Raw genomic sequence first — 16,979 nt, forward strand, 5'->3', positions numbered from 1 at the left:
GCCCGCGGCGACCACGGTAGCGAGCCTGCCCCGACGGCGTCGTCGGCGTCCACGGGACGGAAGCCCTGGGCACGGGCCCGCCGGGCGGCCCGCACCGCTAGGGTCGGATCGTGAGCTCCGACGCCGTCGCACCCCGCATCCCGCCCCTCGTCGACGCCGCCTGGCTCGCCACGCACGCCCCCGGCGGCGGCACCGGCGCGCACGTCGTGCTCGCCGACGTGCGCTGGTACATGACCGACCCCGACGGCTCGGCCGCCCACGCCGCCTACGCGGAGGGCCACCTGCCCGGCGCGGTGTACGTGGACCTCGACGCGTGGCTCGCCGGCCCGCCCACCGCCACCGACGGCCGGCACCCGCTGCCGCAACCCGAGGTCTTCGCGCGGGGCATGGGGTCGGTGGGCATCGGCGACGACACGACCGTCGTCGCCTACGACGACGCGGGCGGCGTGATCGCCGCCCGGCTGGTCTGGATGCTCCGCGCGCTCGGTCACGAGGCCGCGCTGCTCGACGGCGGGTTCTTCGCTCCCGAGGTCCGTGCGTGGGCGGGCGGCGTCACGACCGACGTCGTCGCGCGCGAACCCGCGACGTTCACGCCGCGAGCGTGGCCCGTCGAGCTGTTGGCCACGCTCGACGACGTCGCCCCCGGCACGCGCGACGACCGGGCCGTCGTGCTCGACGCCCGCCCGGCCGAGCGGTACCGCGGCGAGGGAGCGGACGTCGACCCGCGCGTCGGGCACGTGCCGGGGGCGGCGAGCGTCCCGTGCCGCGAGAACGTCGACGAGCGGGGGCACCTGCTGCCCGTCGGGACGCTGCGCGAGCGGTTCGCCGCGGCCGGGGTGACCGCCGCGGCGGTCGAGGCGGGCGACGTCGTCTCGATGTGCGGGTCGGGGGTGACCGCGTGCCACACGCTGCTCGCGCTCGAGCAGGCGGGACTCGGGCGGGCGCGCCTCTACCCGGGCAGCTGGTCGCAGTACGCGGCGACGACGCTCCCCGCGGCCACGGGGGCCTGAGCCGTGCGCGACGCGTTCTACGAGGAGGCCGGGGCCCTGTTCGTGGGGCTCGTCGCCCGCGTGCCCGACGGCGCCTGGCACCGCCCGGCGCTCGGTGCGTGGGACGTGCGGGACCTGGTCGGGCACACGAGCCGCTCGTTCGTCACGGTGCTGGCCTACCTCGACGAGCGGCCGCCCTCCGTCGCGGCCGAGTCCGCCGCCGGCTACTACGTGGCGACGACGGCGGTCCTCGCGGCGAGCGATCCCGGCGCGGTCGACGAGCGGGGGCGCGCCGCCGGCCTGGCGCTCGGGGACGACCCGCTCGGCGCCGTCCAGGGCCTCCGGGCCCGCGCGCTGGCCCGACTCGACGAGGTCGAGCCCGACGACGTCATGGGGAGCATCGTCGGCGGGATCCGCGTGCGTGACTACCTGCCGACCCGGGTCCTCGAGCTCGTCGTCCACAGTCGCGACCTGGCCCGCGCGCTCGACCTCGAGCTCGACGTCCCGACGACGCTCCTCCGGGCGGTCGCGCTGCTCGCCGCCGAGGTGGCGGTCGACTCGGGCCGGGCGGGCGTCGTCCTCGACGCGCTGCTCGGCCGCGGCACCCTGCCGCCCGGATTCAGCCTCGTCTGAGCGCGCGGCCCGGCCGGAACCCGCGCGGCAACGCCCCGATCAGGGGTAGAGGCCGCGCAGGCGGTGCGCGTCGGCGACGCGCTGCACGCCGATGACGAGGGCGGCGTCGCGCAGCGTGAGCCCGTGGTCGTGCGCGTGGCGCGCGACCTCCGCGTACGACGACCGCATCCGACCGGCGAGCCGGTCCTCGATCTCGGCGTCGGTCCACCAGTACGTCTGGTTCGCCTGGACCCACTCGAAGTAGGACACGACGACGCCGCCGGCGTTGGCGAGGATGTCGGGCACCACGGTGACGCCGTTCTTGCCGAGGATCGTGTCGGCCTCCTGGGTCGTGGGCCCGTTCGCGCCCTCGACGACGAACCGGGCCTTGACGTCCGAGGCGTTGTCGGCCGTGATCACCGAGTCGACGGCGGCGGGCACCAGGACGTCCACGTCCGCGGTGAGCACGGAGGCCCCGTCGGCGGCGTCGGCCCGGTCGAACCCGACCACGGACCCGGTGGCCGCGACGTGCTCGAGCAGCGCCCGGACGTCGAGGCCCTCGTCGTTGCGCACGGCGCCGAACGCGTCGGACACGTGCGTGACGACGGCGCCCTCGTCGGAGAAGATCTTGGCGGCGTTCGCGCCGACCTTGCCGAAGCCCTGGACCGCGACCCGCGAGCCCTTGATGCGTTGGCCCTCGTGGGTCATCGCGGCGTCGGCGACGTGGAAGATCCCGCGGGCGGTCGCCGTCCCGCGCCCCCGCGACCCGCCGATGGCGAGCGGCTTGCCGGTGACGACGGCGGGGATGGTGTGCCCGACGTTGACGGAGTAGGTGTCCATGACCCACGCCATCTCGCGCTCGCCGGTGCCCATGTCGGGCGCCATGATGTCCTGCGTCGGGCCGATGAGCGGCATGATCTCGCTCGTGTACCGGCGGGTCACGCGCTCCAGCTCGGCGACGCTGTGCTCGGCCGGGTCGATGTCGATCCCGCCCTTCGCGCCGCCGTAGGGCAGGTCGACGACGGCGCACTTCCAGGTCATGAGCATCGCGAGCGCGCGCACCTCGTCGATGTCGACGCTCGGGTGGAACCGGAGGCCGCCCTTGCCGGGTCCTCGGGAGACGTTGTGCTGGACCCGGTGGCCCCGGTACACCTGCACGTGGCCGTCGTCACGGCGGAGGGGCACGGCGACGTTGATCTCGCGGCGCGGGGTCGCGAGGGTCTCGTGGATGCCGACGTGGTACCCCAGGATCTCGACGGCGCCGGCGAGCTGGCCGAGCGCGTTGTCGAGGGCGGGGTTGTCGGAGCGGAACGGGCGTGACGGCGTCGTCATCATCTCTGCGGCTTCTCCTGAGGCCTGGGTGCGCCGCGCCCGGTCGGGGCGTCGGTCGCGGTGGCGCGCCGCGGGGTCTGCGGCTCGGGACCACGGTATCGCCCCGGCCCTCGCCGCCGGGGTGCCCGACGCGCGGGGGCCCCGCGCGATCCGCACGGGCCCCGCGGCGCGCCGCGTCAGACGCCCAGCGCGTCGATGCGGGCGAGCTCGTCGGCGTCGAGCGTGAAGCCGGTGACGTCGAGGTTGGCGTCGATCCGGTCGGGGCGCACGGACTTCGGGATGGCGACGAAGCCGTGGTCGAGGTGCCAGCGCAGGACGACCTGGGTGGTGCTCACGCCGTGCGCCGCGGCGATCTCCGTGAGCGCGGGGGCGTCGAGGTCGGTGCGCTTGAACGGGCTGTACCCCTCGAGGACGACGCCGCGCTCGCGCAGCGCGGCCACGAGGCCCGCGTCGTAGTCGGTGGGGCTCCAGGGGATCTGGTCGATCGCGGGCGCCTCGCCGGTCGCCGCGACCAGCTCGTCGATCTGCGCGACCGAGTAGTTGCTCACGCCGATCGACCGCACGAGCCCCTCGTCGCGCGCCGCGACGAACTGCTCCCACACGTCGGGGCGCGCCGCGCCGTCCGGGGGCCAGTGGATGAGCCACAGGTCGAGGTGGTCGGTGCCGAGCTGCTCGAGGGACTCCTCGAGGGTCTGGCGGACGGCGTCGGCCTTGCTGGGCGGCAGCTTGGTCGTCACGAACACGTCGTCGCGAGGGACCGCCGACTCGGCCAGCGCGCGCCCGACCTGGGTCTGGTTGCCGTAGCCCGTCGCGGTGTCGACGTGCCGGTAGCCGGCCTCGAGGGCGTGCAGGACGGCGCGGTACGCGTCGTCGCCCTCGGACTGCCACGTGCCGAGGCCGAGCAGCGGGATGTCGCCGCCGGGCAGGGAGACGCGAGGGATCGTGGGGACCGGTGCAGGGGTTGGTGCCATGGCTCCATCTTCACCCCCGCGGCGAGGGGCTTCGCACGCCGAGCCGTCGCGACGTGCAGCCGGGCCGCGCGCGCGGCACGCTGGGCGGATGACGCAGCCTCTGGTCGACGACGCCGTCCGCCGCGCTCACGCCTGGCTCGCCCGGGCGCGGGCCGAGTCGGGAGGCGGGGTGCGCCGCGAGCAGCGGACCGCCGACCGGCTGGGCGCCCTCGTCTCCGACCCGGCGGGCCTCGAGCTGGCGCTGCGGTTCGTCGACGACGTCGCCCGCCCCCTCGACCTCGACGTCGCCGCGCGGGGCCTCGCGCGCCTGGGCGGGCTGGCGTCCGGCGTCGGGCGGGACGGCTCCAGCTTCCTCGGTCCCGTGGACCGACTGGCGCTGCAGACGGGGGCCGGGCTCGCGCCGGCCGCGCCGCGCGTCGTCGTGCCGGCCGCGCGTCGCCGGCTGCGGCAGCTCGTCGGGCACCTCGTCGCCGACGCCGGTCCCGGGCTGGACGCGCACCTCGCCCGGACCCGCGCGCAGGGCTTCGGGCTCAACGTCAACCTGCTCGGCGAGGCCGTGCTGGGCGACGACGAGGCGCGCGCCCGGCTGGCCCGGACCGTCGAGCTCGTGCGGCGGCCGTCGGTGGACTACGTGTCGGTCAAGGTGTCGTCGGTCGCGGCGCAGCTCGTCACGTGGGACCTCGACGGGTCTCGCGAGCGCGTCGTCGAGCGGCTGCTGCCCCTGTTCCGCGCGGCGCGCGACGCGGGGACGTTCGTCAACCTCGACATGGAGGAGTACCGCGACCTGGCCCTCACGGTCGCGGTGTTCGAGGACCTGCTGGGCCGCGACGAGCTGCTCGGGTACGAGGCGGGGATCGTCCTGCAGGCGTACCTGCCCGACGCCGTCGCGGCGCTGGACGACCTGACGGCGTTCGCGCTGCACCGCGTCGAGCGGGGCGGGGCGCGCATCAAGGTGCGGCTGGTCAAGGGCGCCAACCTCGCGATGGAGCACGTCGAGGCGGAGCAGCACGACTGGGCGTCGGCGCCCTACGACACCAAGGAGGAGACCGACGCGAACTACGTCCGGCTCCTCGTCCGTGCGCTCGACCCGGCCCGCACCCTGGGCGTCCGGATCGGGTGCGCGAGCCACAACCTGTTCCACGTCGCCTACGCGGTCGGGCTCGCGCGGGCCCGCGGGGTGACCGACGCCCTCGACGTCGAGATGCTGCAGGGCATGGCTCCCGCCGAGGCGCGGGCGGTCCGGGACGAGGTCGCGCGCGACCGTCAGCCCGACGGCGCCGGCGGTGTACGCGGAGGGCGGGTCGTCCTGTACACGCCCGTCGTGCGGGACGAGGACTTCGACGTCGCGATCTCGTACCTCGTCCGGCGGCTCGACGAGAACGCCGCGCCCCAGAACTTCCTGCACGCCATGTTCGCGGGCGACGGCGGGCCGGCGGGCGGGGCGAGCGGCGGGATCCCGGGCCAGGAGCGCGCGTTCCGCGTCGCCGTCGGGCGGGCTGCCGCGACCACCGCCGAGGACCTCACCCCACGCCGTCGCCCCCGCCCCGAACCCGACCTGTCAGAACCTGGTGAGCCTCGAGCGTCACGAGCTCCTGACGGCTCGGGGGAGGGGTTCGCCAACGCCCCCGACACCGACCCCGCCGTCGCGGCCGCGCGGGCGTGGGCGGCCGAGATCGTCTCCCGCGACTCCCTCGAGGCGGGCGTTCCCCGCACCGTCCCGCTCACGACGACGGCGCAGGTCGACGAGGTCGTGGACCGCGCGACCCGCCTGGCGCCGGCGTGGGCGACGACGCCGCCGTCCGAGCGGGCGCACGTGCTGCGGGTCGCCGCGCGGCACCTCGAGGCCGCGCGCTCCGACCTGGTCGCGGCGATGGTCCACGAGCCGGGCAAGACGGTCGCCGAGGCCGACCCCGAGGTCAGCGAGGCCGTGGACTTCGCGCGGTGGTACGCGGGCTCGGCCGAGCGCCTCGACCCGGCCCGCCCGGACGCGGTCCGGGGCGCGGTGTTCGAGCCGCGGGGCGTCACGCTGGTGACGCCCCCGTGGAACTTCCCGGTCTCGATCCCGGCGGGCGGCGTCCTGGCGGCGCTCGCGGCCGGCTCGGCCGTGATCGCGAAGCCCGCCCACCCGACGCCGCGGTGCTACGAGGTCGTCGTCGACGCCGTGCGCGCTGCGCTCGCCGAGTGCGGCGCCGACCCGGACCTCGTGCAGCTCGTCCGCCTCGCCGACGGCGAGGGCGACGACACCCCGGGCCGCCGGCTGATCACGCATCCCGACGTGGCGCGCGTCGTCCTGACGGGCTCGATCGAGACCGCGCGGCTGTTCGCCTCGTGGCGCCCCGACCTGGACGTGCTCGCCGAGACGTCGGGCAAGAACGCGATCGTCGTGACGCCGGCCGCGGACCCCGACCTCGCCGTCGCCGACGTCGTGCGCTCCGCGTTCGGGCACGCGGGCCAGAAGTGCTCGGCGGCCTCGCTCGTCATCCTCGTCGGCGCCGCGGGGGACCGCCGGACCCCGACGGGGGCGCGGCTGCGCCGCCAGCTCGTCGACGCCGTCGGCTCGCTCGCGGTCGGGCCTCCGACGGACCTCGGCACCGTCATGGGGCCGCTCACGGAGCCCGCGGAGGGCAAGCTCCTGCGCGCGCTGACCACGCTCGACGACGGCGAGCGCTGGCTCGTCCGCCCCCGCGCGCTCGACGTCGACCGCGACGCCCGCCTGTGGACCCCCGGCCTCAAGGAGGGCGTCGCGCCCGGGTCGTGGTTCCACCGCACCGAGTGCTTCGGGCCGGTGCTCGGGATCATGACGGCCGCCACGCTGGACGAGGCGATCGACCTGCAGAACGGCGTCGACTTCGGCCTCACGGCCGGGATCCACTCGCTCGACGACGCCGAGGTCGAGCACTGGCTCGACCGCGTGGAGGCCGGCAACGCCTACGTGAACCGCCACATCACGGGCGCGATCGTGCGGCGCCAGCCCTTCGGCGGGTGGAAGGCGAGCGTCGTCGGGCCGGGCGCGAAGGCGGGCGGGCCGCACTACGTGGCGCAGCTCGGCGCGTGGCGGGACGCGCTCGTGCCCGACGGCGGCCCCGTGCCCCCGCGCGACGACGAGCCCGAGGCGTGGCTCGCCTGGGCGGAGGCCGACGACGTCCGGGCGTGGGACGCGGTGTTCTCGCGCGCCCACGACCCGTCCGGCCTGAGGTCCGAGGAGAACGCGCTGCGCTACCGCCCGGTGGACGTCCTCACGGTCCGGGTCGGCGACGGCGCGCAGGACGTCGAGCTGCGCCGCGTGCTGCACGCTGCCCGGACCGCCGGCGTCCCCGCCGTGGTGAGCACCGTGCCCGCCCTTGCGGGTGGCCCGGGCGAGGCGGACGACGCGTTCGCCGCGCGGGTGGCGGCGGGGGAGATCCGCGGACGTGTGCGCGTCGTCGGGCGGGCGCCGGGGCTGCGGGACGCCGCCGCGGCCCGCGCGGGTGAGGTGACGGTGCTCGACCAGCCGGTGGTCGCGAGCGGTGAGCGTGAGCTGCTGGCCGTGCTGCGCGAGCAGGCCGTGAGCCGCACGCGTCACCGCTACGGGCACGTGCAGCCGCGCTGAGGGGCGTCAGCCTCGCTCGACGCCTGCGAGGGTGACCCCGCGGAACGCGGCGAGCCGTTCCGCGTCCTCATCCACGGCCGCCCACGTCACGGCGTCGAGCGGCGCCCAGGGCTCGACGCGCACGGTCAGCCGCCGCCCGGACGTGCGAGGACGCCAGGTTCCCAGCACCTCGCCGCCGGACGCGAGCGCGCCCGGACGTCCCAGCGTCCGCCACAGGTCCTTCTGCCGGCCGGTGTCGGGCACGAGCGTCGCGCGGTCGCGGAGCTGCAGGTACGGGTCGAACGGGCCGAGGAGGTGCACGCGGCCGGCACGAGCATCGGAGTCGCTCGCCGAGGACTCGCCCGCAGCGCGGGCGCGCGCGGGGTCGTCGGCGAGCATCCAGCGAGGCTCCGGCCTGCCGCGTAGCCGGGTCGGCTCGACGTCGGCCACCGCCACCTCGACGGCGTCGTCGGGCCGGTGCGCCTCGACGTCGCGCGGCGGCGCGTCGACGTACGCGGCGATCTCGCGGACCGTGGCGGGCCCGAAGAGCCGGAGGTAGGCCCGCACGACGTCGAACCGTGGCTCCGCGTCGGCGGCCGTGCGGGCGAATCCCGCCGGCGCGAGGCCTGGCGCCCGCCGGAGCACGGGCGGGGACGTGCCGGGCTCGAGCTCGAGGCCGGCGTGGAGCGCGGCGAGCCGGAACGGCATCTCCCACGAGTGCGTCGCCTGGCACGGGTTGCACCAGCGGACCTGCTCGGGCCGGAGCAGGGGCGTGAGCCGCGTGGACAGCTCGCCCTTGACGGTGGGCTCGGCGACGAGCTCCCGCTCGAGCGCGGCGATCTCGCGCAGCGAGTCCAGCACCGGGACGCCGGCCGCGCGCAGCGGCCTGGCGGCGTCGAACACGCGCTTCGCGGCGTCGGCGGGCGAGAACGGCGAGGTGGCGACGGCGACGTCCGCCAGGTCGCGTCGCCGGTAGGCGTGGGGCGCGCCGCGCAGGGTCCACGCCAGCGCGAGGCCGGCCCACGGATCGTCGTCCTGCGCCGCGAGCCCGCGCGCGACGAGCGCCCACAGCGCCCCGTCGCCGCCTGTGTCCTGGACGCCGAGGTCGAGCACGGGGAGCGCGTCGAGATCACGGACGGACCCCGGCTCGGCGTCGAGGCCCTGCGCCCGCCACCGGAACGCGAGCACGTCGCGGCGGGTCAGCGTCGGTCGTTCGAGGTCCGCGTCGGCCATGCCGGCAGCCTAGGGTCCGCCACCCACGGTTCCGGGTGCCTCAGACGGAGGCGCGCTCGACCAGCTCGGCCGGGTAGAGGATCGGCCGGGTCGCACGCCCGCGGCCCTCGAGCTCGTCGAGGAGCACGTTCGTCGCGGTCCGCGCCATCTGCTCGACGGGGTTGCGCAGCGTCGTGAGCGGCGGCGTGGTGGCGGCCGCGACCCCGAGGTCGTCGAAGCCGACGACCGACACGTCGCCGGGCACGCGGCGGCCCGCGGACTGCAGGACCCGCAGCGCGCCCTGCGCCATGAGGTCGGAGGCCGCGAAGACGCCGTCGAGGTCGGGGTGGTCGTCGAGCAGGCGCTGCATCGCGATCGCGCCGCCCGTGAGCGTGAAGTCGCCGTCGGCGCTGGCCGTGACGTCGAGTCGAGCGTCGGTCAGCGCGGCGCGCCAGCCCTCCAGACGGTCCGAGCCCACCGACATGTCGAGCGGCCCCGCGATGGTGGCGATCCGCTTGCGACCGGCGTCGACGAGCCGCTGGGTGGCCCGCCGGGCTGCGGCGACGTTGTCGACGTCCACGTACACCAGCGACTCCGCGAGCACCGCGGGGCGGCCGATGAACACCGCCGGCAGCTGCGCGGCGAGGATCGCGTTCTCCAGCTCGTCGCCCTGGTGGTGCGACGCGATGATCGCGCCGTCGACGTGCCCGCCCTTGAGGTACCGGGCGATCCGGCCCGCGTGCTCGCCCGGCCGGGCGATGAGCAGCACGAGCTGGAGGTCGGTCGGGTCCAGGGCGTGCCCGACGCCGCGCAGCGTGCCCGCGAGGAACGGGTCCGCGAGCACGCGCCCGTCCGGCTCGGGGATGACGAGCGCGATCGACCCGGTCCGTCGGGTCACGAGCGAGCGCGCCGCCCGGTTCGGCGTGTAGCCGAGCCGGGCGACGGCGTCGTCGACGGCGGCCTGGGCCTCGGGGGAGACGCGGTCGCCGCCGTTGATGGCGCGCGACGCGGTGGAGCGTGACACGCCCGCGGCCAGCGCGACCTCTTCCAGGGTCGGCGCAGTGCTGTGGCGGTCGTTGCTCACCCGTGCATCATCCCGTCGTCCGAGTCCCGGGAACAACCGGTGTCATCCCTGCGTGTCGGACGGACGGTCGAGCGCGGCCAGGCTCGCGGCCGGCAGCGGCGGGATCACGCCGGTCCGGGCGATGTCCGCGTACCACTGGCCGGAAGCCTTCACGGTCCGCTCCTGCGTCTCGTAGTCGACCCGGACGACGCCGAAGCGCTTCGAGTAGCCCCACGCCCACTCGTAGTTGTCCATGAGCGACCACGCGAAGTAGCCGCGCACGTCGACGCCCGCAGTGATCGCGTCGTGGATGGCCCGCAGGTGCAGGTCGACGAACGCGAGCCGGTCCTGGTCGTCGACCGAGCCGTCCTCCGCGACGACGTCGTCGTACGCGGCGCCGTTCTCCGTCACGTAGAGGGCGATGCCGCGCTCCGCCGTGTACTCCTCGTGGACGCGCACCAGCAGGCGGGTGAGGCCCTCGGGCTGGACCTCCCAGTCCTGCGCCGTGACGGGCAGGGGGCGCGGGTGCACCTGCACGCCGTCGGCCGCCGGGTAGGGCGACGACGTCGGGCGGGAGACCGGGGCGCTGCCGTGGAGCTCGCGCTCCGGCGCCCGGTAGGAGACCGCCTCGCCGTGGTAGTAGTTCACGCCGAGCGTGTCGATGGGCGTGGAGATCACGCCCAGGTCGCCGTCGTGCACGACGTCGTCGACCGCCCCGTCCAGGCCGACCTCCGCGAGGTCGGTCAGCAGGTCGGCGGGGTAGGCGCCGCGCAGGATCGGGTCGAGGAACACCCGGTTGAACTGCGCGTCGATGCGGCGGGCCGCGTCGCGGTCGCGCTCGTCCGTGGGGTCCACGGGGTCGGTGACCGTGAGGTTGAGCGTGATCCCCAGGTTCGCGCTCGGCGCCCGACGGCGCAGCTCGGCCGTCGCGAGGCCGTGGCCCAGCATGAGGTGGTGCGCGGCCGCGAGGCCGGCCTCGCGGGAGCGGCGCCCGGGGGCGTGCGCGCCGGCCGTGTAGCTGAGGAACGACGAGCACCACGGCTCGTTGAGCGTCGTCCAGACGCCGACCCGGTCGCCGAGCGCGTCGTGCACGTCGGCGGCGTACTCGGCGAACCGGTAGGCCGTGTCGCGGTTCGTCCAGCCGCCGTGCTCCTCGAGGGCCTGCGGCAGGTCCCAGTGATAGAGCGTGACCCAGGGGAGGATCTCGTGGTCGAGGAGCTCGTCGACGAGGCGCGAGTAGAAGTCGAGGCCCTTGGCGTTGACGGGCCCGCCGTCGGGCCGCACGCGCGACCACGACGTGGAGAACCGGTAGGTGCCGAGCCCCAGGCCGGCCATGAGGGCCACGTCGTCGGCGTAGCGGTGGTAGTGGTCGCACGCGACCTCGCCGTCCTCGCCGCCCACGACCGCCCCCGGCACGCGGGCGAACGCGTCCCAGATCGAGTCGGTGCGCCCGTCGACGTGGGCGGCTCCCTCGATCTGGTAGGCCGCGGTCGCCGCGCCCCAGAGGAACCCGTCGGGCATCCGCACGGTGGCGTCGGACGGGGTCGCCGTCGGCAGCGCGGACAGGCCGGGGTGTGCCAGCCCGGAGGCGAGCGGGCCGGTGGTCGTGGGTCGGGGGGTCATCCCTTGACAGCTCCTTGCATGATGCCGGCCACGAGCTGGCGCCCGGCGAGGATGAACACGATGATCAGCGGCACGGTCGTGAGGAACACGCCCGCCATGACCAGCGAGTAGTCGGTGTGGAAGCTGCCCTGCAGGAGCTTCACGACGACGGGCAGCGTCGCGTTGTCCTGGGACAGCACGATCGAGGGCCAGAAGAAGTTGGTCCACTGCTGGATGAACGTGAACAGCGCGAGCATCGCGGCCGCGGGGCGCGCGGCGGGCATCGCGATCGACCAGAACGTGCGGATCATCGACGCGCCGTCGACACGCGCGGCCTCGATGAGCTCGTACGGCAGCGCCGACTCGAGGTACTGCGTCATCCAGAACACGCCGAACGCCGAGACCAGGACGGGGATGATGACCGCCTGGATCTGGTTCTGCCAGCCGAGCTTCGTGACGACGATCCACAGCGGGATGACGCCGAGCTGGGTCGGGACCGCCGTGGTGGCGATGACGAACACGAGCAGCGCGCGGCGGCCCTTGAACCGCAGCTTCGCGAACGAGAAGCCCGCGAGCGTCGAGAAGAGCACGACCGAGACGGACGTGACGACCGAGATGATGATCGAGTTCGTGAGCGCCTTCATGAAGTCGAAGGAGCCGCTGTTGATGACGTCGCTGAACCGGTCGAACAGGCTCGCGTCGGGCAGCCACTGCGGGATGACGTGCTGCGAGATCGTCGTCTGGTCGGACGAGCCGAGGATCAGCGTGTAGTAGAGCGGCGCGATCGACACGAGCACGACGAGCGCGAGGATCGTGTAGGTCAGCCAGCGCGGGCGGCGCTCGGCGCCGAACCCGCCGCCGCTACGGCGGCGGGCGGCCCGGCGGGCGGCGCCCTTGCCGGCGGTCTGGGCGGTCATGGCCACGGAGCTCATCGGGTGGCCCCCTTCCGGTCGGACGGGCGGCGTCGGGCGCCCTGCTTCTTCTTGCCGCGGCGTGCCTCGGACGTCGAGATCCGCGACGAGATGACGTAGTTGATGAGGGCGAAGATCACGATGACGACGAACAGCAGCCACGCGACCGCTGCGGCGCGGCCGAGGTTCTGCTGCGGACCCCAGCCGAGGTTCCACAGATACATCGTCGTGGTCTCCCACTGGTGGCTCGGGCCACCCGTGCCGGCCACGTCGAACGTGCGGGGCTCGTCGAAGATCTGCAGGCCGCCGATGGTCGACGTGATGATGACGAAGATGAGCGTGGCGCGGATCTGCGGGAGCGTGATCGAGAAGAACTGGCGCGCGCGCCCGGCGCCGTCGAGGACGGCGGCCTCGTAGAGGTCGCTCGGGACAGCCTGCATCGCAGCCAGGAAGATCAGCGTGTTGTAGCCGATCCAGCGGAAGTTGACCATGGTCGCGATGGCGGTCCAGCTCGCGAACGTGTCCTTGTGCCAGCCGATCTTGGGGAGGCCGATCGCGTGGAGCGCGGTGTTGATGACGCCGTACTGGTCGGCGAAGAGCTGGCCGAAGATGAGGCCGACCGCGACGGGGGCGACGATGTAGGGGATCAGCACGCCCATGCGCCAGAAGGTCTTGGCGCGGATGTTCTGGTTGAGGAGCGCCGCCAGGATGATCGCGATGATCACCTGCGGCACGCTCGACAGCACGAAGATCATGAAGGTGTTGCGCAGCGAGAGCCAGAACTCGCTCTGCTGGAACACCGCGGTGAAGTTGTCGAAGCCGGTGTAGCCCGCGTCGCCGCCGATGAGCGTCCAGTGGTGCAGCGACACCCAACCCGTGTAGAGCAGCGGGAAGAGGCCCGTGATGGCGAAGATGATGAAGAACGGCGAGATGTACAGGTAGGGCGAGACCTTCACGTCCCAGCGGCTCATGCGCTGGGAGAACCCGAGCCGCCGGCGCCGCTTCTCGGGCGGACCGACGCGCTGGGGCGCGGGTGCGGTGGACAGGGCGGTCATGGATTCTTCCTCTGGGACGTGTGGACGACGGGCCGGAGGCCCGGTCCGGCGTGCGCCGGACCGGGCCCCGTGCGTGGGAGGTGCGTCAGCCGAGGCCGAGCGCCTTGTACGCGTCGACCGCGGCGTTCCAGTTGCTGTCGACGCTGCCCTTGCCCTGGACGTCGTAGGCGACGAGGGCGTCGGTCACGGCCTTGTTGATCGTGAAGTAGTTCGGGCCCTTGAAGGGCGTCACGGTCACGGCCGCGGCGCGGTCGGCGAAGATCTTGCCGACGGGCGCGTTGGCGAAGAAGTCGTTCTTCGAGTCAGCCACGGCCGGGTCCTTCTCGGCCTCGACCTGGCTGGGGTAGTTGTTCGCCTTCTTGTACGCCGAGAGCTGCTGCTCCGGCGCGGTCAGCCACGCGGCGAACTCCTTGGCCGCGGCGGTGTGCTTGCCGGCCGCGGGGACGACGAGGAAGGAGCCGCCCCAGTTGCCGCCGCCGCCCGGGAAGACGTTGGCGATGTTCCAGCCCTTGACGCCGCCCGAGTTGGTCTCGATCGACGCGGTCATCCACGGCGGGCAGGCCATCGTCGCGAAGGCGCTCTTCTGGAAGGACGAGGTCCAGTCCGTCTGCCACTCCTGGTTGTGCGCCGACAGGCCCTTGTCCTTGGACTCCGTGGCGACCTTCTCGAAGAGCGCCTTGATGTCGGCGTTCGTCGCGAGGTCCTTGGGCGTGCCGTCCGAGTTCTCGTACGGGTTGGCGAGCTGGCCGACCATGGCCTGGTACGTGCCGTCGGGGCTGTCGTACCAGGCGACCTTGCCCTTGGACTTCTTGACGAAGTCCTCACCGACGGAGAAGTACTTGTCCCAGGTGGCGTTGGTGCCGCCGAGGAGCGCCGCGACCTTGTCGGGCGTGGACGGCAGGCCGTACTTCTCGAACAGGTCCTGGCGGTAGCAGATGGCCTCGGGGCCGATGTCGGTGCCGTAGCCGAGGAGCTTGCCGTCGGGCGCGGTGGCCTGCTTGGCCTTCCAGTCGAGCCAGCGGCCGTCGAGGCTCTTGTCCGTGAGGTCGGTGAACTTGTCCTCGTACTGCAGGACGGTCGGCAGCCAGTCGACGTCCACGGCCTGGACGTCGGCGAGGCCGGCGCCGCCCGCGGCGAGCTTGGTCGTGAAGTTCGCCTTGGCGTCGTCGGACGTGGCGGCGATCTCCTGCTTGACCGTGACGTTCGGGTGGCTCTGGTTGTACGAGTCCAGGAGCTCCTGGGTGTACCCGAAGTTGTTGAACGTGGCGACCGTCAGGGTGATCTTCTCGTTCGAGTCCTGGGTCTTCGAAGAGCTCGAGCCGCTGCCACCCGAGCTGCACGCGGTCAGCGTGAGCGCGAGGGCGGCAACGGAGGCGCCGGCCACGATGATGCGGCGGGCGGGGCGTGACGAACGGTGCGTCAGCACTGTGACTCCCTTGTCGATGGGGCGTTGATGTCGGCTTGGGAGCGCTACCACCCCTGCGGGTGGGAGCGCTTCCATCCGAGGAGCAACGGTCCTGCCGGACCCCACCCCGTGTCAAGCGGCCTCCCGCCCCCGTGACCGACCCGCAACCTTCGTCGACCACGAATCCGCAGGTCAGCGCGACGGCCGGGTTCGCGCCGAGTCCGAATCGTTATCGTGGTCACACGTCGGTGACGGCCCGGCGCGGGTGGTGTGCCGCGCGGGGACGGGACCTCGCGCGCGCGTGCGTAGGCTGGGGGCGTGCCAGCCATGAGCGACCTCATCACCTCCGACGTGGATCTCACGCCTGCCGACGCCGAGTGGTTGCACCTGCTCGTGGGGGACTGGCAGGTCGTCTCCGACCTCGCGTTCGCCGACCTGGTGCTCTGGGTGCCCACGCGCGACGCCTCGTTCGTGGCGATCGCGCAGGCCCGGCCGTCCACGGGCGCGACCGTCCACTACGACGACGTCGTCGGCACGCGGCCGCCGGAGGGCCAGCTCCCGCAGCTCAGCAAGGCGCTCACGACGCGCGAGATCCACCGGGCGCGCGAGCCCCGCTGGCTGGGCGCGTACGCCGTGCGCGAGGAGGCGATCCCCGTCGTGCACGAGGGACGGGCGATCGCGGTCCTGGCCCGCCAGACGAACCTGGGCTCGGGTCGCACACCGAGCCGCCTCGAGCTCAACTACGTCGAGGCGGCGGACGACATCGTGGCGATGATCGCGCGCGGCGAGTTCCCGTCGCCGGGCGCGGCGACAGGGCAGCGGCGCGGCGCCCCGCGCGTCGGCGACGGGCTGCTGCGGCTCAACTCGGAGGGCGAGGTGCTCTACGCGAGCCCCAACGCGCTGAGCTGCTTCCACCGGCTGGGCGTGATCGGGCCGCTGGTCGGGCGGGCGCTCGTCGAGATCACGACCGACCTCATCGAGCACCAGCCGCAGACGACGGTCGACGAGGCCATGCCGCTGGTCGTCATGGGGCGCGCGCCGTGGCGCACCGAGATCGAGGCGAGCGGCGTCATGCTCTCGCTGCGCGCGCTGCCGCTCACCGAGCACGGGCAGCGGATCGGCGCCGTGCTGCTGTGCCGCGACGTCACGGAGCTCCGGCGTCGCGAGCGCGACCTCATCACCAAGGACGCGACGATCCGCGAGATCCATCACCGCGTGAAGAACAACCTTCAGACCGTCGCGGCCCTGCTGCGGCTCCAGGCCCGGCGCATGAACGTCCCCGAGGCGCGCGAGGCGCTGGAGGAGGCGATGCGGCGGGTCGCGACCATCGCCTTGGTCCACGAGAGCCTGTCCCAGACCCTCGACGAGGAGGTCGAGTTCGACGACATGGTGTCCCGGGCGCTGCGGCTCGCGGCCGACGTCGCGTCGGCCGACACCCACGTCCGGACCGTGCGCGAGGGCGGCTTCGGGCTCGTACCGGCGCAGGACGCGACGCCGCTCGCGCTCGTGCTCACCGAGCTCGTGACGAACGCCGTCGAGCACGGCTTCCCCGGGCGCCCCACGGGCACGGTGGAGATCGTCGCCGAGCGCTCCGAGCGCTCGCTCAAGGTCGTGGTGCGCGACGACGGCGTGGGCCTCGTGGACGGCAAGGGCCCGATGTCGGGGCTCGGGACACAGATCGTCAACACCCTCGTCTCGAACGAGCTCGGCGGGACGATCATCTGGAAGGACCGCGACGGCGGCGGCACCGAGGTCGAGCTGGAGGTCCGCCTGCGGCTGGGCGGGAAGTAGTCGCCGGACGCGACGAAGGCCGCCACCCCGAGGGGCGACGGCCTTCGCAGGCGGTGCTGAACGTCAGCCGGCGCGGCGGGCGCGGGCGGTGCGGCGCTTGAGCGCGCGGCGCTCGTCCTCGGACATGCCGCCCCAGACGCCGGCGTCCTGACCGGACTCGAGGGCCCACTTCAGGCAGGTGTCCACGACCTCGCAGCGGCGGCAGACGGCCTTGGCCTCCTCGATCTGCAGCAGGGCCGGACCGGTGTTGCCGATCGGGAAGAACAGCTCCGGGTCCTCGTCGAGGCATGCGGCACGGTGACGCCAGTCCATCTCACGCTCCTTGTGGGGGGATCCCTGGGCGGGCAGCGATCGGGCACGACGGGACGAAGCCGAAGGGGGCTTGTGCGGGTGACGCTCGGTGCGCGTCGTGTCGAACGTCCGGGCGAACTCGCTTCAGGGTTCTGCGGGGGTTGTTGACTCTGAAAT

At 73.9% G+C, this 16,979-nt stretch carries 13 protein-coding genes; 4 read left to right on the forward strand and 9 right to left on the reverse strand.

Annotated features, from left to right (window positions below; translation table 11 throughout):
- The first annotated feature begins 110 nt into the window (after positions 1-110).
- Both ACLQ14_RS09045 and ACLQ14_RS09050 read left to right on the forward strand, forming a co-directional pair.
- The gene (locus tag ACLQ14_RS09045; RefSeq protein ID WP_425812117.1) at positions 111-1,010 is read left to right on the forward strand and encodes a sulfurtransferase; all 900 of its coding nucleotides are present in this window, start codon (positions 111-113) and stop codon (positions 1,008-1,010) included.
- A 3-nt stretch (positions 1,011-1,013) separates the two neighbouring features.
- On the forward strand, positions 1,014-1,622 hold the full coding sequence (locus tag ACLQ14_RS09050) for a maleylpyruvate isomerase N-terminal domain-containing protein (RefSeq protein ID WP_425812119.1): 609 nt from the start codon (positions 1,014-1,016) through the stop codon (positions 1,620-1,622).
- Positions 1,623-1,661: 39 nt separating this feature from the next.
- Here the strand turns inward: ACLQ14_RS09050 and ACLQ14_RS09055 are convergent, their stop codons facing one another.
- Together ACLQ14_RS09055 and ACLQ14_RS09060 are read right to left on the reverse strand one after the other, a co-directional pair.
- The gene (locus ACLQ14_RS09055; RefSeq protein ID WP_425812860.1) at positions 1,662-2,933 is read right to left on the reverse strand and encodes a Glu/Leu/Phe/Val family dehydrogenase; all 1,272 of its coding nucleotides are present in this window, start codon (positions 2,931-2,933) and stop codon (positions 1,662-1,664) included.
- 176 nt (positions 2,934-3,109) lie between these two features.
- A complete protein-coding gene (locus ACLQ14_RS09060) occupies positions 3,110-3,904 on the reverse strand; it encodes an aldo/keto reductase (protein WP_425812121.1) in 795 nt (264 codons plus the stop codon).
- Between the two features lie 88 nt (positions 3,905-3,992).
- Here ACLQ14_RS09060 and ACLQ14_RS09065 point away from each other — a divergent pair, with 88 nt between their 5' ends.
- Positions 3,993-7,493: a proline dehydrogenase family protein gene (locus ACLQ14_RS09065; protein WP_425812123.1), complete on the forward strand. Its 3,501-nt coding sequence runs from the start codon at positions 3,993-3,995 to the stop codon at positions 7,491-7,493.
- A gap of 6 nt (positions 7,494-7,499) precedes the next feature.
- Here ACLQ14_RS09065 and ACLQ14_RS09070 read toward each other — a convergent pair whose 3' ends face one another.
- The 6 genes from ACLQ14_RS09070 to ACLQ14_RS09095 form a co-directional block, all read right to left on the reverse strand.
- Positions 7,500-8,705, reverse strand: a complete 1,206-nt coding sequence (locus ACLQ14_RS09070; RefSeq protein WP_425812125.1) for a DNA glycosylase AlkZ-like family protein — start codon at positions 8,703-8,705, stop codon at positions 7,500-7,502.
- A 40-nt stretch (positions 8,706-8,745) separates the two neighbouring features.
- On the reverse strand, positions 8,746-9,768 hold the full coding sequence (locus ACLQ14_RS09075; protein WP_425812127.1) for a LacI family DNA-binding transcriptional regulator: 1,023 nt from the start codon (positions 9,766-9,768) through the stop codon (positions 8,746-8,748).
- 42 nt (positions 9,769-9,810) lie between these two features.
- Positions 9,811-11,370: a GH1 family beta-glucosidase gene (locus ACLQ14_RS09080; RefSeq protein ID WP_425812129.1), complete on the reverse strand. Its 1,560-nt coding sequence runs from the start codon at positions 11,368-11,370 to the stop codon at positions 9,811-9,813.
- Positions 11,367-12,281 (reverse strand): carbohydrate ABC transporter permease, encoded by a 915-nt coding sequence (locus tag ACLQ14_RS09085; protein ID WP_425812131.1) that lies wholly within the window; start codon positions 12,279-12,281, stop codon positions 11,367-11,369. The genes ACLQ14_RS09080 and ACLQ14_RS09085 overlap by 4 nt, the downstream gene beginning before the upstream one ends.
- Positions 12,278-13,315, reverse strand: a complete 1,038-nt coding sequence (locus ACLQ14_RS09090) for a carbohydrate ABC transporter permease (protein ID WP_425812133.1) — start codon at positions 13,313-13,315, stop codon at positions 12,278-12,280. Before ACLQ14_RS09090 ends, ACLQ14_RS09085 begins: the two co-directional genes overlap by 4 nt.
- A gap of 85 nt (positions 13,316-13,400) precedes the next feature.
- The gene (locus ACLQ14_RS09095) at positions 13,401-14,741 is read right to left on the reverse strand and encodes an extracellular solute-binding protein (protein ID WP_425812135.1); all 1,341 of its coding nucleotides are present in this window, start codon (positions 14,739-14,741) and stop codon (positions 13,401-13,403) included.
- A 306-nt stretch (positions 14,742-15,047) separates the two neighbouring features.
- Between ACLQ14_RS09095 and ACLQ14_RS09100 the strand changes: the two genes are divergently transcribed.
- Positions 15,048-16,511 (forward strand): sensor histidine kinase, encoded by a 1,464-nt coding sequence (locus ACLQ14_RS09100; protein WP_425812862.1) that lies wholly within the window; start codon positions 15,048-15,050, stop codon positions 16,509-16,511.
- Positions 16,512-16,574: 63 nt separating this feature from the next.
- On the opposite strand, the gene ACLQ14_RS09105 is transcribed toward ACLQ14_RS09100, so the two are convergent.
- Positions 16,575-16,823: a WhiB family transcriptional regulator gene (locus tag ACLQ14_RS09105; RefSeq protein WP_036946793.1), complete on the reverse strand. Its 249-nt coding sequence runs from the start codon at positions 16,821-16,823 to the stop codon at positions 16,575-16,577.
- Positions 16,824-16,979 lie beyond the last annotated feature (156 nt).

The organism is Luteimicrobium sp. DT211 (assembly GCF_049844995.1).
Taxonomy (GTDB): Bacteria; Actinomycetota; Actinomycetes; order Actinomycetales; family Cellulomonadaceae; genus Luteimicrobium.